The organism is Streptomyces sp. NPDC046308, assembly GCF_055588065.1.
In genome coordinates this window covers 550,188-566,778 of sequence record NZ_JBVJFB010000001.1, presented here as the reverse complement: position 1 = coordinate 566,778, position 16,591 = coordinate 550,188, and the positions used below count along the sequence as shown (strand labels likewise).

The 16,591-nt window shown below is 73.0% G+C and carries 17 protein-coding genes; 13 read left to right on the top strand and 4 right to left on the bottom strand.

Annotated features, from left to right (window positions below):
• Nucleotides 1-11 precede the first annotated feature (11 nt).
• From ACZ6JT_RS02615 to ACZ6JT_RS02595, 5 genes are all read left to right on the top strand, one after another.
• Nucleotides 12-791, top strand: coding sequence for an ABC transporter permease (locus ACZ6JT_RS02615; protein ID WP_469206403.1), 780 nt, complete (start codon nt 12-14; stop codon nt 789-791).
• Complete coding sequence (locus ACZ6JT_RS02610; protein WP_351594392.1) at nt 788-1,504, top strand: ABC transporter ATP-binding protein; 717 nt, start codon at nt 788-790, stop codon at nt 1,502-1,504. Before ACZ6JT_RS02615 ends, ACZ6JT_RS02610 begins: the two co-directional genes overlap by 4 nt.
• Nucleotides 1,505-1,646: 142 nt before the next feature.
• Nucleotides 1,647-2,642: an ABC transporter substrate-binding protein gene (locus ACZ6JT_RS02605; protein ID WP_469206400.1), complete on the top strand. Its 996-nt coding sequence runs from the start codon at nt 1,647-1,649 to the stop codon at nt 2,640-2,642.
• A 32-nt stretch (nt 2,643-2,674) separates the two neighbouring features.
• Nucleotides 2,675-3,811 carry an aryl-sulfate sulfotransferase gene (locus tag ACZ6JT_RS02600; RefSeq protein WP_469206398.1) on the top strand — a complete coding sequence of 379 codons (1,137 nt, stop codon included), beginning with the start codon at nt 2,675-2,677 and terminating at the stop codon, nt 3,809-3,811.
• 128 nt (nt 3,812-3,939) lie between these two features.
• Nucleotides 3,940-6,174, top strand: a complete 2,235-nt coding sequence (locus ACZ6JT_RS02595; protein ID WP_469206396.1) for a sulfatase-like hydrolase/transferase — start codon at nt 3,940-3,942, stop codon at nt 6,172-6,174.
• Nucleotides 6,175-6,421: 247 nt separating this feature from the next.
• Here the strand turns inward: ACZ6JT_RS02595 and ACZ6JT_RS02590 are convergent, their stop codons facing one another.
• A complete protein-coding gene (locus ACZ6JT_RS02590; protein ID WP_469206394.1) occupies nt 6,422-6,763 on the bottom strand; it encodes a hypothetical protein in 342 nt (113 codons plus the stop codon).
• Nucleotides 6,764-7,245: 482 nt separating this feature from the next.
• On the opposite strand from ACZ6JT_RS02590, the gene ACZ6JT_RS02585 reads away from it, so the two are divergent.
• From ACZ6JT_RS02585 to ACZ6JT_RS02565, 5 genes are read left to right on the top strand one after another with little or no spacing between them, the layout of a single operon-like run.
• Nucleotides 7,246-8,781, top strand: coding sequence for a sensor histidine kinase (locus tag ACZ6JT_RS02585; RefSeq protein WP_469206391.1), 1,536 nt, complete (start codon nt 7,246-7,248; stop codon nt 8,779-8,781).
• A 6-nt stretch (nt 8,782-8,787) separates the two neighbouring features.
• Nucleotides 8,788-9,195, top strand: a complete 408-nt coding sequence (locus ACZ6JT_RS02580; RefSeq protein WP_314245219.1) for a roadblock/LC7 domain-containing protein — start codon at nt 8,788-8,790, stop codon at nt 9,193-9,195.
• Nucleotides 9,192-9,551, top strand: coding sequence for a DUF742 domain-containing protein (locus tag ACZ6JT_RS02575; protein WP_469206389.1), 360 nt, complete (start codon nt 9,192-9,194; stop codon nt 9,549-9,551). The genes ACZ6JT_RS02580 and ACZ6JT_RS02575 overlap by 4 nt, the downstream gene beginning before the upstream one ends.
• Nucleotides 9,532-10,152 (top strand): GTP-binding protein, encoded by a 621-nt coding sequence (locus ACZ6JT_RS02570; protein ID WP_469206387.1) that lies wholly within the window; start codon nt 9,532-9,534, stop codon nt 10,150-10,152. The genes ACZ6JT_RS02575 and ACZ6JT_RS02570 overlap by 20 nt, the downstream gene beginning before the upstream one ends.
• A complete protein-coding gene (locus tag ACZ6JT_RS02565; RefSeq protein ID WP_469206385.1) occupies nt 10,149-11,546 on the top strand; it encodes a cytochrome P450 in 1,398 nt (465 codons plus the stop codon). Before ACZ6JT_RS02570 ends, ACZ6JT_RS02565 begins: the two co-directional genes overlap by 4 nt.
• Before the next feature lie 57 nt (nt 11,547-11,603).
• Here the strand turns inward: ACZ6JT_RS02565 and ACZ6JT_RS02560 are convergent, their stop codons facing one another.
• Nucleotides 11,604-12,731 carry a terpene synthase family protein gene (locus ACZ6JT_RS02560; protein ID WP_469206383.1) on the bottom strand — a complete coding sequence of 376 codons (1,128 nt, stop codon included), beginning with the start codon at nt 12,729-12,731 and terminating at the stop codon, nt 11,604-11,606.
• Complete coding sequence (locus ACZ6JT_RS02555; protein WP_469206381.1) at nt 12,728-13,642, bottom strand: SAM-dependent methyltransferase; 915 nt, start codon at nt 13,640-13,642, stop codon at nt 12,728-12,730. The genes ACZ6JT_RS02560 and ACZ6JT_RS02555 overlap by 4 nt, the downstream gene beginning before the upstream one ends.
• A gap of 373 nt (nt 13,643-14,015) precedes the next feature.
• Here ACZ6JT_RS02555 and ACZ6JT_RS02550 point away from each other — a divergent pair, with 373 nt between their 5' ends.
• Nucleotides 14,016-14,378 (top strand): transglycosylase family protein, encoded by a 363-nt coding sequence (locus tag ACZ6JT_RS02550; protein WP_469206379.1) that lies wholly within the window; start codon nt 14,016-14,018, stop codon nt 14,376-14,378.
• Between the two features lie 227 nt (nt 14,379-14,605).
• Here the strand turns inward: ACZ6JT_RS02550 and ACZ6JT_RS02545 are convergent, their stop codons facing one another.
• On the bottom strand, nt 14,606-15,343 hold the full coding sequence (locus tag ACZ6JT_RS02545) for a VOC family protein (RefSeq protein ID WP_469208146.1): 738 nt from the start codon (nt 15,341-15,343) through the stop codon (nt 14,606-14,608).
• A gap of 316 nt (nt 15,344-15,659) precedes the next feature.
• Between ACZ6JT_RS02545 and ACZ6JT_RS02540 the strand changes: the two genes are divergently transcribed.
• Together ACZ6JT_RS02540 and ACZ6JT_RS02535 are read left to right on the top strand one after the other, a co-directional pair.
• Nucleotides 15,660-16,346, top strand: a complete 687-nt coding sequence (locus ACZ6JT_RS02540) for a HemK2/MTQ2 family protein methyltransferase (protein ID WP_469206377.1) — start codon at nt 15,660-15,662, stop codon at nt 16,344-16,346.
• A gap of 40 nt (nt 16,347-16,386) precedes the next feature.
• Nucleotides 16,387-16,590 carry a CDGSH iron-sulfur domain-containing protein gene (locus ACZ6JT_RS02535; RefSeq protein WP_469206375.1) on the top strand — a complete coding sequence of 68 codons (204 nt, stop codon included), beginning with the start codon at nt 16,387-16,389 and terminating at the stop codon, nt 16,588-16,590.
• Nucleotide 16,591 lies beyond the last annotated feature (1 nt).

The following is a 16,591-nucleotide window of genomic DNA, read 5'->3' as shown; positions in this document are numbered from 1 at the left end:
GGAGCCGCACCGTGCAAGCCATCCCCTCAGCACCCGGCCGGGCCCTCGGCCGACTGGGCCCGGCCCTGGGCGCGGCAGCCGCCGTGCTCGCGTTGTGGTACCTGCTCGCCTGGTCCGGCGCGGTGGCTCCGGGACTCCTGCCCACGCCCGCCGAGACCCTGGCCGCGCTCGCGGACAGCGCCCGCAGCGGCATCCTGGCCGCCGATCTCGGCGCCAGCCTGGCCCGTGCCGGGCAGGGATTCGCGCTCGGCGCCCTCGTCGGCAGCGCACTGGGCTTCGCCACCGGCTACCTGCCGCGGCTCTCCGCCGCCGTCACCCCGGTCGTCTCCTTCCTGCGCCCGATCCCGGCCATCGCCCTGGTGCCGCTCGCCACCGCCTGGTTCGGCATCGGAGAGACCGCCAAGCGCCTGCTGATCGCGTACGCCGTACTGCTCGCCGTATGGCTCTACGTACACGACGGGGTCTCCCGGGTCCCGGTCTCCCACCTGCGGGCGGCCCGGTCACTGGGCGCGCCGCTGCACCGCCGGTTCACCGAGGTGCTGCTGCCCGCCGCCGCACCCGCCCTGCTCGCGGCCCTGCGGTACGGGGCCTCCGTGGCGCTGCTCGCCCTGGTGGCCGCGGAGCTCGGCGGAGCGGACAGCGGACTGGCGTACCGGCTCCAGGTCGACGGTCAGTTCCTGCGCGTGGACCGGATGTTCGCCGGGCTGCTCGTGCTCGGCCTCCTCGGCGTGGTGGTCGACCTCCTCCTGGCCGCGATCGGCCGCCGGTTCGTGCACTGGAGCACGTCATGAGCCTTGCTGTACGACTGGAGGGACTGACCCTCGGCTACGGCGCCGCCCCCGTGCTGGAGCGGACCGACCTGGAACTCCCCGCGGGATCCTTCACCGCCCTGCTCGGGCCGAGCGGATGCGGCAAGTCGACGGTGCTGGGCGCCGTGGCCGGGTTCGTACCGCCCGCCACCGGCACGGTGACGGCCGGTGCGCGGCCGGTGCGCGGACCGGGACCGGACCGCGGCGTGGTCTTCCAGCACTACGCGCTCTTCCCCTGGCGCACCGCCCGCGGCAACGTCGAGTTCGCCCTCAAGCGGCTCGGGCTGCCGCGCGCGGAACGCCGTCGACGCGCCCTGGCAGCGCTCGCCGAGGTCGGCCTGGCGGACGGCACCGACAAGTACCCGGCGCAGCTCTCCGGCGGCATGCAGCAACGCGTGGCACTGGCCCGCGCCCTGGCCGCCGAGCCCGAAGTCCTCCTGATGGACGAGCCGTTCGGGGCCCTGGACGCCCTGACCCGGACCCGCATGCAGAGCCTGCTGCGGGAGCTGTGGCAGCGCAGGGGCACGACCGTGCTGTTCGTCACGCACGACATCGACGAGGCACTGGCCCTCGCCCAGCGGGTCGTCGTCCTCGGCGGGTCCCCCGGGCGGGTGCTGGCCGACCACCGGGTGCCCGACGGACCCCCCGACCCGGACCTGCGCTCACTGATCGCACGTCACCTCGGCTCCGACTGAAGCCGCCGAAGCCCCCCATTCCCCCTTCCCCCATTCCCCCTTCCTCCATTCCCCGTTGCTCCATTCGCCGTTCCTGCATTCCTCGATCCCACGTTCCGCGATCGACTCCCCACCACCCCACCGTCCCCGGAAGGACCTTCCCGTGCCCAGACCCCGCGTGGCCGCCGTCGCACTCATGGCGGCGCTGCTCTCCGTGCTCACCTCCGGCTGCGCCGGCGGCCCCACCCCCACGGGCGGCGACCGCCCGGCCGTCTCCCTGGCCGGCAGCGACCACCTCGGCGGTGCGCCCGTCTACGTGGCCCAGGAACGCGGGCTCTGGTCCGCCGAGGGCATCGACGCCGCCGTGACCACCCAGCCCACCGGGCGCGACGCCCTGAACGCCGTCCTCGGCGGCCAGGCACAGCTCGGCGTCGTGGGCGACCTGCCCGCGGTCACGGCCGCGCTCGGCGGGCGCGACCTGCGGATCGTGGCGGACCTGTCCCGCTTCTCCGACTGGCGCCTGCTCACCCGGACCGACCGGCAGATCACCGGCTTCGCCGCGCTGAAGGGCCGCAAGGTCGGAGTCCCGCAGGGCACGAACGTCGAGTACGCGCTCTCGCGCATGCTCGCCTCCGTACAGCTGACGGCGGCCGACGTGACCGTCGTGAACCTCGCCCCGAACCAGGTCACTCCGGCACTGGCCCGGGGTGACATCGACGCCGGCGTCACCTTCCCCAGCTTCTACGACGCCGCGCGCACCACCCTCGGCGAGCGGTACGCCGAGCTCCCGTTCAGCGGCTACACCGCACGGACCCTGCTGATCGCGGGCCCCAAGGCGACCGAGGAGACCACCACGGCCGTCCTGCGCACCCTGCAGCGCGCCCAGCGCGCGATCGGCGAGGACCCGGCCGGCGCACGGCAGGCCCTGGTGGCCCAGTCCAAGGGCGCGCTCCAGGCCGGCTACGTCGACACCTACCAGCCCCGCTACACCTACGGCGCGACCCTCAGCCCCGAGCTGCTGGCGCAGCTGGAGGAGGAGGCCGCCTGGGCCAAGGCCACCCAGAACCTGCCGGGCGCCGCCGACCGCACCGCCCTGCTGCGGTACCTGAACCCCGGCCCGCTGACGGCGGCCGACGCCGCCGCCGTCACCGTCCGCTGAACCCACACCCACCCGAGGAGACCCCGATCCCCATGACCGTCGACCAGAACACCCTGCGCCGCCGCGGCACCGGCCTGATCGCCCACGACCCCGAGCGCAGCCACGGCGGCCTCACCCTCTACACCCCGATCACCAGCGCCGGCGAGATCCACCTCGTCGACATCGAGGGCCGGTCCGTCCACACCTGGAACTCCCCGCACCCGCCCGGCCGCCAGGCGCAGCTCCTCCCGAACGGGAACCTCTTCTACGCCGCCAAGGACACCGACAGCCCGACCCTCTTCCCCATCTGGGACGTCTACCACGGCGGCATCTTCCAGGAACTGGCCCCCGACTCCACGGTGATCCGCGAGGTCAGGCACCCCTTCCACCACCACGACGCCTCGATCCTGCGCAACGGCAACCTCATCGTCACGGTCGTCGAACCGCTGGACCCGGCCGACGCGGCCCGCATCCGGGGCGGCATCCCCGGCTCCGAGGCGCCGGGCGGGGTGATCTACGGGGACGTGGTGTACGAGCTGACCTGGGACGGGGAAGAGGTGTGGCGCTGGGCCGCCATCGAGCACCTCGACCCGGAGGAGTTCCCGCTCAACCCGCACTTCGCCCGCGAGCACTGGCCCATGGCCAACACCGTCAACGAGAGCGCCGACGGCTCGATCGTGGTGGGCTTCCGCAGCGCGTCCTCCACCGTGGCCGTCGACCGGGCCGACGGGTCCGTGCTGTGGCACATCGGCCCCGACGTACTGGCGCAGCAGCACCACCCGCACGAGCTGCCGGGCGGCAACATCCTCGTCTTCGACAACGGCACCTACCGCGACACGACCTCCGTGCCGTACTCGCGGGTGCTGGAGCTGGACCCGCGTACCGGCAAGGAGGTGTGGTCCTACCAGGACAACCCGCCGCAGAACTTCTACAGCCCGTACATGTCCAGCGCGCAGCGGCTGCCGAACGGCAACACCTTCGTCGCCGAGGGCTCCTTCGGACGGCTCTTCGAGGTGACGCCCGACGGCGACGTGGTCTGGGAGTTCGTCGTCCCGCAGTTCCGGTCCTTCGGCGAGGGCGTCGGCCTGGAGTCCTCGGCCGGTGCCCAGAACTCCGTCTTCCGCGCCTACCGTTACTCCGCCGACCAGGTCCCCTGGCTGACCGGAGGGAGCCCCGCTCAGCGCGGGTGAACACCCCGCCCGGTGACGGGCGGACACACCTGACGGCCGTCACACGGTTTTAACGCCGTGTGCATGGCCTTCGGGCCGGTGCCCTTCGCATGATCGGATCCCGTCCCGAGAGCCGAGGAGCACCCCTGATGTCCACCCGCCGCCACTTCCTCGCCGGGTCCGCGGCCACCCTCGGCCTCGCCGCGCTCCCCGCCGCACCGCAGGCGCAGGCGGCGGAGCAGGCGGCCTCGGGCGCGCAGGCCGCGGCGACCGCCGCCGCGGCTCCGAACCTCGTGGTGATCCTGGCCGACGACCTCGGCTACGGCGACCTCGGCGCGTACGGCCAGAAGCTGATCACCACACCGCGGATCGACCAGCTCGCCGCCGAGGGCCTGAGGTTCACCGACGCCTACTCGACGGCAGCCGTCTGCGCGCCGTCCCGCGCCTCGCTGCTGACCGGCCTGCACACCGGCCACTCCCCGGTCCGGGCCAATCCGAACGGCGCCCCCGGCGCGCTGAAGGCCGGCGACACCACCTTCGCCGAGGTGCTGCGCGCCCGCGGCTACCGGACCGCGGTCATCGGGAAGTGGGGCTTCGGGCCGGAGGAGGGCGACCAGCCCAGCCACCCCAACTCCCGCGGTTTCGAGGAGTTCTACGGATACATCGACCACGGGCACGCCCACGAGTACTACCCGCAGTACCTGTGGCACAACGGCGCGAAGGAGGCGATCGCCGCCAACGCGAACGGAGCGAAGGGCGCCTACGCACCCCAGCTCCTGGAGCAGCGCGCACTGGACTTCATCACCGACCATGCCGCCGAACCCTTCCTGCTCTTCCTCACGCCGACCGTGCCGCACGCGCCGAGCGACATCCCGGACGTCGGCGCGTACGCCTCCCGCACCTGGACCCAGCAGAACAAGGGACACGCCGCCCAGATCACCTACTTCGACACGCTCGTCGGGAAGGTCACCGACCGGCTGCGCGCCCTCGGTCTCGCCGAGAGCACCGTCGTCCTCGTCACCAGCGACAACGGCCCGCACGAGGAGGGCGGGGTCAACCCCGACCTGTTCGACGCGAACGGCCCGCTGCGCGGCTACAAGCGCAACCTCTACGAGGGCGGCATCCGCGTCCCGCTGATCGCCTGGTCCCCGGGCCGGATCGGCGCCGGCCGCACCAGCGACCGCCCCACCTCGCTCACCGACGTGCTGCCCACCCTGGCGGAACTCGGCGGCGCACCCGCGCCCACGGACATCGACGGGCTGTCGGCCGCGCCGCTGCTCGCCGGAAGCCCGGCCGCCGCCCGCCACAACCACCTCTACTGGTACCGGGACGAACTCGGCGTCACCAGCCGCGCCAACACCGCCGACGGCGGCCGCGCCACCTGGCTCGCCGAGGCCGTGCGCAAGGACGACTGGAAGGCCGTGCGGTTCGCGCCCGTCCGAAACCACGCGCTGCCCGACGCACAGTGGCAGGTCGAGCTGTACGACCTCGCCTCCGACCTCGGGGAACAGCGCGACGTCGCCGCCGCCAACCCGTCCGTCACGGCCGCCCTGGTCGCCCTCATGCGCTCCTCGTGGGTGGACACGTACGTCCGCAGGCCCTACGGAGTGCGCGCGCAGATCCAGGGACCGGCCGTGCCCGGCGAGGCCTTCACGGTCACCGCGACCCTCGGCAACGGCTCCGGCAAGCCCTGGACCCAAGCGCTCCTCGCGCTGCGCGCCCCGGCCGGCTGGCAGGTCCGGGCGACCACCGCGACCGGTCAGGACCAGCTGGCCGCCGGTACCACTCTGACCACGGCCTGGAAGGTCACCCCGCCGGCGACGGCCGCCGCCGGCGCGCAGTGGCCGCTGACGGTCGACGGCACCGCGGAGTCGGCGACCGGACCCCTGCGCTACTCCGCCACGGAACGGGTCTCCACGGTGCCGCCGGCGCCGGTCGCCGACGCCTATCTGAGCGACCTGGCCTGGGTGTCGGCCACCAACGGCTGGGGTCCGGTGGAACGTGACCGCTCCAACGGGCGCAGCGCGGCCGGGGACGGCACGCCGATCTCGTTCGGCGGAGTGACCTACGCGAAGGGGCTGGGCGTCCACGCACCCTCCGAGATCGTCTACCACCTCGGCGGAACGGCGGACCGTTTCACCGCGCTCGTCGGCATCGACGACTTCTCGAAGAACCAGGCCGCCACCGGCGCGACGAAGGCCTCCGTGCGGGGCGACGGGAAGGTGCTGTTCACCAGCGGCAAGCTGACCGGCGCGGGCGGTCCCGTACCAGTGGACCTCGACGTGCGCGGCGTGAAGCTGCTGCACCTGGTCGTCGAGGACGCCAACGCCAACACGGCGTTCGACCACACCTCCTGGGCCCTCGCCCGGGTGACCGTGGTCTGAGCCGCAGCGCCTCTCCCTCCGGGCGACGTCGGCCCGGGTGTGTCCACGGCCGACGGCACGGTCCGCAACACCGGGCGGCTGCGGCCCGGGGCTACGGCGCCGGCTTCGCCTTCGACGACGCGGGCGCCCACGAGTCGCTGGTGCACGACGGCGACCCGCAGGAGGCCTTCATGACACCGGCGCCGTTCAACTAGCGCCCTGCCCGGGGAGCCGGCCGGACAGCCGCCGGATCCGGGGCCGGGTCCGGTCAGTGGTCGTGGCGTGCGCCGTGTTCCAGTGACCGGGGCCGGGCCGCGCCGGCACCGGGGCCGGTGCCGGGGTCGAGGGGCAGCGGGGGCGCGTGTTCGCCGGGCCCGGTCGCGGTGAGGGGGATGCCGAGGCTCTGGCACATCCGCTGTGCGCGGGCCAGCGCGCTGAAGGTCATGGGGGAGGGGGCGTCGGTCGGCAGCTCGACCGTGACCCGGGAGGGCCGGTGCGCGTGGACGAGGGATTCGATCTGCAGGGCGGCCGCGGACCGGTTGGTGACGTCCAGCTCGAGCAGGATCCGCACGTGCAGGGTGTCCTCGGCGATGCGGTGACTGATGACCACGCTGCGCCTCCCGCCCACCGGGATTCCGACGGCACCGGCCGTGTGGGGTGCCTGGCAACAGTGTGGCGCAGCCGACCACGCACCGCGCGCCCCGGAGAGGGCCTACGGCGTGTCGCCAAAGTCCCGCACGGTGCCCACGCGCCCACGGCGCCCGGCACCGCACCGGACGGTCGCAACACCCCCTAGCGCATTTCCGTCCGGGCCGCCACTGCCCGGCAAAGGGGCGCGGCCGGAACCCATCGGAGGGTGAGCGGCCGCTCACGCGCCGCGAACGGGGCCCGTACCCCGCCGACCTCCCGCTACACCGCCACGCGTCGCGGAGGGCGTCCCGCCGGCGCCGGAATCCGGCGCTGACCTTGGCGCATATCGGTTCCTCCGGTCCGATGAACTCCAACGAAACCGCACATGCGGGAAGTTGGGCGTAGTTATGCTCCCGCCCACCGGTCAGAAGGTCCCCCCTTATCGATAGTTCGAGGACGCCGATGGAGCAAAGAGACATTCCCCCCGAAAGCGCCCATGTGGAGGGGAGAGCAAGCGGCCTCTTGCCCACGGTCGCCTTGGTGGCCGCCGCCTGTCTGGTCGGCGCGCTCGCCTCCTCCACCGCACCGCTCGGCACCGCCCTGATCGCCGTGGCCGCCGTCTGCACCGCGGCGGTGCTCGTCGAGGCGTTACGGCGTGGCCGCGCGCTCGCCGCCGAGCGCGCCCAGGTCGCGGCCATGCGGCACGCGCTGTCCCGGCAGGAGACCGAGGCGGCCCGCCTGTCCCAGACGGTGCTGCCCGAGGCCATCGAGCGACTGCGCAGGGGCGAGCTGGCCGAGGAGGTGCTCACGGCCCTCGGGGGACGCGGCGGCCAGGGCGACCGCTGGGGCAACGACGAGGCCCTCACCCCGGGCTTCCGCGCCGCACTGCAGGCCGTGCTGTCCCACGTCATCGACGCCGTCGACAACGAGGAGAGCCTGCGCGACTCGGCGCAGCGGGCGTTCGTGAACGTCGCCCGCCGCGTGCAGGCGATCGTCCACCAGCAGGCCCACGAGATGCGCGAGATGGAGGACCGGCACGGCACCAACCCGGACGTGTTCGGCGACCTCCTGCGCCTCGACCACGGCACCGCCCTGATCGGCCGGCTCGCCGACTCCATCTCGGTCCTCGGCGGCGCCCGCCCCGGCCGCCAGTGGAGCAGGGCCGTCACGCTGTACAGCGTGATGCGCGGCGCGATGTCGCGGATCATCGACTACCAGCGGGTGGAGCTCCACTCGGTCTCCGAGGTCGCCGTCGTCGGCCCGATCGTGGAGCCGCTGATCCACACCCTGGCGGAGCTGCTGGACAACGCCACCCGGTACTCGCCGCCGCACACCCGGGTCCACCTCACGGCCGTCGAGGTGCAGTCGGGCATCGCCGTGGAGATCGAGGACGGCGGCCTCAGCATGAGCGAGGAGGCCCGCGGGCGCGCCGAGAAGATGCTCGCGCAGGCGCAGTCCGGGATCGACCTCAACGACCTGGGCGAGACGCCGAGGCTGGGCCTCGCGGTGGTCGGCCGGCTGGCACAGGCCTACGGGTTCCAGGTCTCCCTGCGCTCGTCCGCGTACGGCGGCGTGCGCGCGGTGGTCATCGTGCCGCAGCACCTGATCACCACGGCGTCCTCGGCGACGGGTCTCGCCCACGGCATCGGCTCCTCCTCGGGGCCCAGGGCCGTGGCCGCCACACCGCGCGAGCACCCCTTCGACCGCTCGTCGGCCGGCGTCTCCGCGCCTCGGCAGGCACCGTCCCCGGTGCCCAGGCCGGCACCCGCCGCCGGCGGGCAGCCGGACACCGGACGCACCGCGACCGGCCTGCCGCAGCGACGCCGGAAGGACCGTGCCACCACGTTCGACGTCCGGCCGGCCGCGGAGCCGCAGTCGGCGGACGACCAGGGCCCCGGGATGTGGCTGGAGGCCTTCCACAGCGGACTGTCCGGTGCGCCCGGCCACGACGCGCCGGGCGCCGAGGGCGCGTCGGGTTCAGCGACCAAGGGGGCGTAAGCAGTGATGACTCAGCGAATCAGCAGCATGGACTGGATGCTCAAGGACCTGGCCGCCGGAGTGCCGCAGACGCGGCACGTGATCGTCCTGTCCGCGGACGGGCTCTGCGTGGCGCAGCACGGGGCCGAGACGGACACGGCCGACCGCCTGGCGGCGGCCTGCGCGGGCCTGCAGAGCCTCGCCGGAGCGGTGGCCGCCGAACTGCCCCGCTCCGAGGGGAGGATGCGCCTGGTCGTGATCGAGATGGACGGCGGGTTCTTCTACCTCATGGCCGCCGGCGACGGCTCGTACCTCGCGGTCCTCGCCGACGAGGGCGTGGACGCGGGCCTGATGGGCGCGCAGATGCGCAACCTGGTGACCCGAATGGGGGACCACCTGAGCAGCCCGCCCCGACATGACGGGCAGCCCGCGTGAATGAGCCGCCCACAAGCTGGGAGGACGGCAGCCCCGAACGGCTCTACGTCATCACCGGCGGACGCAGTGGACCCTCCACCGCCGTCCACCTGGACCTCGTGACCTTAGTCGTGGCCAAAGGGCACTCCCGGCCCGAGATGCAGCCCGAGCAGGCGGCCATCCTCCGGATGTGCCAGTCACCGCTGTCGGTGGCCGAGATCGCCGCGTACGCGCGCCTGCCCGTGAGCGTCGTCACCGTGCTGGTCGGAGACCTGATGGCCGCTCAGCGCGTGTACGTCCGTCCGCCCGTTCCCGCCGCGCAGCTACCCGACCTTGCTCTGATCGAGGCAGTGATCGATGGACTTCAGAAACTCTGACCTGCCCGCCGGGCCGCGCGAGGCGGACATACTGCCGCAGACGGCCGCGGCCGCCGTGAAAGTCGTCATCGTCGGCGGCTTCGGCGTGGGCAAGACGACGATGGTCGGTGCGGTCAGCGAGATCAAGCCGCTGACGACCGAGGAGACCATGACCCGGGCCGGCGTCGGTGTCGACGACACCTGGGGCGTGGCCCGCAAGATCACCACCACCGTGGCCATGGACTTCGGCCGCATCAGCATCAACGACGAACTCGTCCTGTACCTGTTCGGAACACCAGGTCAGGAGCGCTTCTGGTTCCTGTGGCGCGGGCTCTTCGAGGGCGCGCTCGGAGCGGTCGTACTCCTCGACACCCGACGGCTGGAGATCAGCTTCGACGTCATAGGACGGCTGGAGGAGCGGGGCGTCCCCTTCGTCGTGGCCGTCAACTCCTTCCCCGGCGCCCCCGAGCATCCGGTGGAGGAACTGCGCGAGGCCCTCGATCTGCCCCCCACCGTCCCGATCCTCGTCTGCGACGCCAGAAGGCGGGACTCGTCCCGCGACGTCCTGCTGACCCTCATGCGCTACCTGCACTCCCAGGCAGCCACCCAGGAGGCAATGTGAGCACCACCCCCACCCCACCGCCCGAGTGCCCCGCCCACGCCGCCGCGGCGACGGCGGGCGGCCTGTACCGGCTCCACGGAGCGGAGGCCGAGGCCGACCCCTTCGCGCTGTACGAGAAGCTGCGGGCCGAACACGGCGCGGTGGCCCCGGTCCTGGTCAGCGGGGACCTCCCGGCCTGGCTGGTCCTCGGCCACCGGGAGAACCTGGACGTCGCGCGCACGTCCTCGCGCTTCGCCCGCGACCCCCGGGGCTGGCGCGACATGCGAGAGGGCCGGGTCCCGGCCGACACCCCGCTCGGCCCCATGGTCTCCTGGGTGCCGGTGTGCAACTTCACCGACGGACCCGTTCACGAGCGGCTGCGCTCGGCCGTGGTGGAGTCCCTGGAACGCTTCGACAAGCGCGGCATCCGCCGCTACGTGACCCGCTTCGCCAACCAGCTCGTCGACCAGATCGCGGCCGAGGGGTACGCCGACCTGGTGTCGGCCTTCTCCGACCAGCTCCCCATGCTGGTCATGACGCAGCTCGTCGGGGCCCCCGACGAACACGGACCCCTGCTGGTCAACGCGGCACGCGACATGCTCCAGGGCACCGAGACGGCCCTCCAGAGCGACCGCTACGTCACCGCCACGCTGGAGAACCTGGTCGTGGAGCGCAAGGCCCGGCCCGCCCGCGACCTGGCATCCTGGCTGATCGAGCACCCCGCGAACCTGAGCGACACCGAGGTGCTGATGCACCTGCGCGTCGTGCTGATCGCGGCGTACGAGACCACCGCCAACCTGATCGCCAACACGCTGCGGACCGTACTGACCGACCCGCGCTTCCGGGCCAGCCTCTCCGGGGGCCACATGACCCTGCCCGACGCCCTGGAACAGGTCCTGTGGGACGACCCGCCGATCAACACGATCATCGGGCGCTGGGCCACCGGTGACACCCTGCTCGGCGGCCAGCAGGTGAAGGCCGGGGACATGATCCTGCTCGGCCTGGCGGCGGGCAACGCCGACCCGCAGATCCGGCCCGACCCCAACGTCTCCGTCCACGGCAACCGTTCCCACCTGGCCTTCAGCAGCGGGCCGCACGAGTGCCCGGGCCAGGACATCGGGCGCGCCATCGCGGACACCGGCATCGAGGTCCTGCTGGACCGGCTGCCCGACCTCCAGCTGGCCGTCGACGCGAGCGAGCTCCAATGGCGGGGCACCCTCATGTCGCGCCACCTGCTCTCGCTGCCGGTACGGTTCGCCCCGCGCTCCGTGCCGATCCCGCAGCCCGAGGAGGAGCAGCCGGCCGGGCACCCCGTCCACACGTTCATCCCGCCGCAGCCGACGGCGGCGCCCGCGGTCGGCGGCCGCCGTCGCCGCGGCGTCAGCTGGTGGCGCCGACTGCTCGGCCGCCGCTGAGGCTGGACCGCGCGCCGAGGGCCCCGGAACCGAACCGGCCGGGGCCCTCGGCCGTGCTCAGTCGCGTACGAGCCGCCACCAGGAGGCGAGGGCCGGCAGATCCGGCGGCTCGGTACCGTCGACGCTGGGGGCATCGGCGTACCGGAGTGCGAACCGGGCCTCCGCGAGCGGCAGTTCGTGCCGGTTGCGGGGACTCGCGTACCGAGGGGCGCGGCTCTGCCAGGCGATGGAGCCGGCCACGTAGTGACCCAACGCGGCGAGGTGGCGGCGTAGTTCCCCGTCCGCGCCGTCCGCCGACACCACTTCGCCCTCCAACTGCGCCCGCAGCCTGGTGAAGAGGACCATCACGCGGTCGCGCAGGGCCACCGCGATCGGCACCGCCTCGCCGGGGGAGCAGTTCTCCTGGTGGGCCAGGACGTTGACGAGGTTCACCTCGCGCGGCTCCACATGGTCGTCCTTGTCGTAGGAGAACAGGTCGTTGTCCGCGCTGACGACGAACCCCGCCGCGTCCGTCAACGCCGTCAGGGCGGGGGAGCAGAGCACGTCCGCCGGCAGCCGGTCCCCGCGCGCGACATCGGACCAGGTCAGGGAGAAACGCGTACCGTTCGCCAACGGTCCCAGGGCGACGAAGTCGTTCAGCCCCGGCATGGTCCCCGCCTCGGCCTGGGCGGCGCGCCAGGCCGCCCCGAGCAGCCAGTCACGCGTCCCCTCGACGAACCTGCGCAACTCGTAGGGGGTGAGCAGGGCATGGGTGCGGCCCACCAGGTCGAGGAGCGCGCGGGTCATGGGTCCCTCGGGCAGCACCGAGGCCCCGGGGTCCTCGATGGTCCGCAGCAGCCGGGCCCCGTGTTCGACGACGGCGCCCGTCCCCACCTCGTCGGAACCCGAATCCTGCCAGTCGTCGACGGCGTTGGCCCAGTAGTTCCACTCGGTGAACAGCAGGAGGGCCTCCACGTTCCCCTCGGGAATGATCCGGCAGGAGAAGTCGGCGCTGTGGGTGGCGAGTCCCCACGCGCGCTCTACCGGATCGGGGTACAGGCCGAAGGCGTCCAGCCACTCGACCGCGCGGGCCTCGACCTGCTTCGCCTCGGGGTGGAGGAGGTCGCGCTCCAGGGGGCAGTAGAACGACGGCAGGCGCGTACCGAGGAGCGAGGGGCGCGGCGCCGGTGCGGACGACGCCGTCATCGGCCACCCCTCAACCGGAAGCGCAGCAGTCTGGTCTGCACGGCGTGGTCACGCCAGAGCCGGAAGAACCTGCTGTGTGCGAGCGTCGACTGTTCGAGCCGTTCGCGGGTCCACGCACCGGGCTCGACGTGCGCGCCCGATCGCAGGCGGTCGAGTTCGGCGGTGTTCCACGCCATGGACTGCACCCAGAACTCCGCCACCGAGTCCGTCACGTCCTCATCGTGCACGAGTTCAAAGCCGGCCGCCTCGGCCGCGGCCAGGTATTCGCCGCGCAGCCCCAGCCGCGTTCTGTAGTAGTCGTCGATGAACTCGCGCCACTCGGAGCGGCCCATGAAGTGTTCCTGGATCCCGAACCATCCGCCCGGCACCAGTGCTTTGGCGACGACGTCGAAGAGCCGGGCACGGTCGGTGTAGCCGCTGCTCTCGTTGGCGTAGACGGCGTCGTACGCCCGGGTCTCGTCCAGGTCGTGGACGTCCGCCAGTACGGGGTTGACCCGCCCGCCGACACCGGCGTGGCGGGCGAAGTGCCGGACGATCGGGAGGTGTTCCTCGGCGACGGTGAGGCTGGTGACCGATGTCCCGTGCTCCTGCGCCCAGTACAGCGACGTCCCGCCCAGACCGCAGCCGATGTCCAGCAGCCGCCGGGGAGGTGCCTCGTACGCGCCCCAGGACCGGGCCGCGTGCTCGACGATCCTCTCCTGGGCGTCGAGCATGCGCTGTTTGAGCATGTTCTGGGAGACGGTGGTGTCCGGCGGGCCGTCCGGGTACAGCCCCACGTGGAAGTGGACGCGGGGACCCGGGCCGTACTTCTGGAGGATCTCCTGTGTCTTGTGGCTGTAGTAGAGCCGTATGTCGTCCGTGGCCGGGCCCTGCTCGCTGCCTAAGGACGATACGAGAGGTGTGGCGCGCATGGGGTGTCCGCCCTTTCGTGGGGTAGGGCTGCCACCGGGACGCGCTGTCACCGCTCTCACCGCGTCCCGAACGGCACACTGTTGAAGCACGGATCATCGTGGCACTTCAGGAGCCCCACGTCAGCCCACTGGAGCAACACGAAGCCGCATCGGCGGCGCGGGCGACAGGCCGGACGGAGCGCCGCCCCGGGGCTCTGGTGTGCCTCCGTGAGGGGTTGTAGAGCGTCCGTTCGGGTGGCGTCTCCCCTTCACGGACCACAAGTGCCGGGGGAAGCGCGTCGGTCCGTGCTCTGCTGTGGCCACGGCCGAAGGCGGTCGTACACGGGCCCGCCCGCTGTTCGCGGCAGGTCCGCCCAACAGCGAAGGAGGACTGATGTCGTACCACCGGAAGGACCGGCGCAGCCGGCGCATGCTCGGTCAACTGCTTGCCTCGGCTGTCTTGTTGACCGTGGCCTTGTTGGACGCGTCCGGGGCCCACGCCGCCGCCGTCCACTCGAGACCGAAACCCGACTGGAATGCCATCGCCCGATGTGAGTCCGGCGGGAACTGGCGGGCCAATACGGGCAACGGCCATTACGGCGGACTGCAGTTCACCCAGTCGAGCTGGAAGGCGGCCGGCGGCCGCAAGTACGCACCGCGCGCCGACCTCGCCACGAAGGAGGAGCAGATCGCGACGGCGCGCAGACTCGCCAGGATCCAGGGCATGGGGGCCTGGACCTGCGCACGCCGCCACTGAAGGTCGGACATCCGCTGCCGGGCCCGGTCCGGTGCGACGTCCTCGACCCGGCTCGTCCACAGCGGCACGTGGGCCTCGCGACTCGTGTCAGCCGATTCCTGCTGACGTGTGGTGTGTGAGGGCGCGTGCCGAGGTGACGCCAGGAGGACGGGACCAGGCCGGGTTCCGTCCCGGACGCGCGGCCCCGGGCCACGGCTCCGGGCCACGGCTCCGGCCGGCCGGGCCGGTCAGTCGCGCGTGTCCTGGGGCGCCACCACGGTGAAGAGCGCCCCTTCGGGATCGGCGAGGACGACCCAGCGGCTCATGCTGGACGTCTGCACGGGGGAGGCGGTCCGGCCGCCCAGGCGGGACGCGGCGTCGACCGCGGCTTCGAGGTCCGGCACGCGGAAGTGGACGTGCCATCGGGGGCGCACCTCGGGGTCGGGCGCCGCTTCGAGCGCGCCGCCGCTGATGCGGGCGACGGTGTCGCGGCCGTGGCGCAGGACGACGTGGTCGTGCTCGTAGGAGACCGTGCAGCAGGACGGCTGCTCGCTGCCCCAGTCGAGCACCTCCCCGTAGAAGATGGCCGCGGCGAACGCGTCACGGGTCCGCAGTTCCAGCCAGGCCGGGGCGCTTCCCCGTCCGACGGACCAGTCGGGGACGACCTCGCCCTGCCAGAAGCCGAAGACGGCCCCGGCGGGGTCCGCCGCGAGGGCGGCCCGGCCGGTGCCGAAGGCGAGGGGGCCGACCGCCATGGTGGCGCCGCGTTCACGGATCCGCGAGGCGGCCACGTCGGCGTCGTCGACGGCGAAGTACGGCGTCCACACCACCGGTGCGGCGGCGCTCCCGCCGAGCGTGCCGACACCCGCCACGGGAGCCCCGTCGCGGAAGGCGACCATCATGCCGTGCCCCAGGTGCGTGGGACGGAATTCCCAGCCGAGCACGGCACCGTAGAACCGCTGGGCGGAGCCGAGATCCCGGGCCAGCAGGCTGACCCAGCACGGGGCACCGAAGATCTCGTGGCTCGACGTCGACACAGCTGTCAGCCTCATCTGCCGCTCAGGTGGGACGGGACCCTTCCACGGTAGACCCGGCCATGGCGCCGGGCCGTGACCCGCGGTCGAACGGGCCGGTGGGCGCGCCGCACGCTCACCGGCCGCTCCGTTCCGAATCGATTTCCGTGTGATCCTCCGAAGATCGACGCGATTCCGGATGGGGACCGGCTGACGGGGCAGCCGCACATTCCCAACCATGACGCGGGCCCGCCACTGCCGGACCCGCGCTCGACCCCGGAGGTACGCGGTGTCCAGTACGACTCTCACCCCGGGCACCCTGCCGCTCGGCCTCATCGCGCTGCCGGGTGTCTACCGGCCCCAGGCGGACACCCGCCTCCTCGCGCAGGCGCTCGCCCACGAGGAGCTCGGGCCGCGGACCGAGGCCCTGGAGATCGGCACCGGCACCGGGGCCCTCGCCCTGCACGCCGCCGGGAGGGGAGCCCGCGTCACGGCGGTCGACGTCTCCTGGCCCGCCGTGCTCACGGCGCGACTGAACGCGCTGCGCCGGCGCCTGCCCCTGCGCGTCCTGCACGGGGACTTCGCCGCCCGCACCGCCGGGCGCCGCTACGACCTGGTCGTCGCGAATCCGCCGTACGTCCCCGCACCGGGGACCCGACTCCCCTCGCGCGGGCCGGAGCGGGCCTGGGACGCCGGCCCCGACGGGCGCGGGATCATCGACCGCATCTGCACGAGCGCCCCCGACCTGCTGCGCCCCGGCGGCGTGCTGCTCCTGGTGCACTCGGGCATGTGCGGGGCCGAGGCGACCGTGGACCGGCTGGCCGGCGCTGGGCTGGCGGCGGAGGTCACGGTCAGGGCCTCCGTGCCGTGGGGGCCGGTCCTGCGTTCACGACGGGCCTGGCTGCAGAGTCAGGGACTGGCCGACGAGGCCGAGGAGTGGGAAGAGCTGGTGGTCATCCGTGCCCGGAACCTCTGAGAGCGCCCCCCGCCCGGACCCGCGCCGGGACCCCCGCCGGGTGTCCGTGGATCCCCAGGGCCCGGTCCTCGTCGAGGGACCGGTCGAGATGGTCCTGGCCGACGGGACCGTCGCCCGCTCCGACCGCTTCATGGTCGCGGTCTGCACCTGCCGCCGCAGCCGTACGTACCCCTGGTGCGACACCAGCCACCGACGTCGCGAGCGGGCCGACCCGCCGGCGCACGAGGACAGGACCCCGCGATGAC

Excerpts from the sequence above, each read along its gene's own strand:
- ACZ6JT_RS02600 (WP_469206398.1), top strand. The coding sequence starts at position 2,675 with ATGACCGTCGACCAGAACACCCTGCGCCGCCGCGGCACCGGCCTGATC.
- ACZ6JT_RS02580 (WP_314245219.1), top strand. The coding sequence starts at position 8,788 with ATGACTCAGCGAATCAGCAGCATGGACTGGATGCTCAAGGACCTGGCC.
- ACZ6JT_RS02550 (WP_469206379.1), top strand. The coding sequence starts at position 14,016 with ATGTCGTACCACCGGAAGGACCGGCGCAGCCGGCGCATGCTCGGTCAA.
- ACZ6JT_RS02560 (WP_469206383.1), bottom strand. The coding sequence starts at position 12,731 with ATGACGGCGTCGTCCGCACCGGCGCCGCGCCCCTCGCTCCTCGGTACG.
- ACZ6JT_RS02570 (WP_469206387.1), top strand. The coding sequence starts at position 9,532 with ATGGACTTCAGAAACTCTGACCTGCCCGCCGGGCCGCGCGAGGCGGAC.
- ACZ6JT_RS02555 (WP_469206381.1), bottom strand. The coding sequence starts at position 13,642 with ATGCGCGCCACACCTCTCGTATCGTCCTTAGGCAGCGAGCAGGGCCCG.
- ACZ6JT_RS02595 (WP_469206396.1), top strand. The coding sequence starts at position 3,940 with ATGTCCACCCGCCGCCACTTCCTCGCCGGGTCCGCGGCCACCCTCGGC.
- ACZ6JT_RS02610 (WP_351594392.1), top strand. The coding sequence starts at position 788 with ATGAGCCTTGCTGTACGACTGGAGGGACTGACCCTCGGCTACGGCGCC.
- ACZ6JT_RS02585 (WP_469206391.1), top strand. The coding sequence starts at position 7,246 with ATGGAGCAAAGAGACATTCCCCCCGAAAGCGCCCATGTGGAGGGGAGA.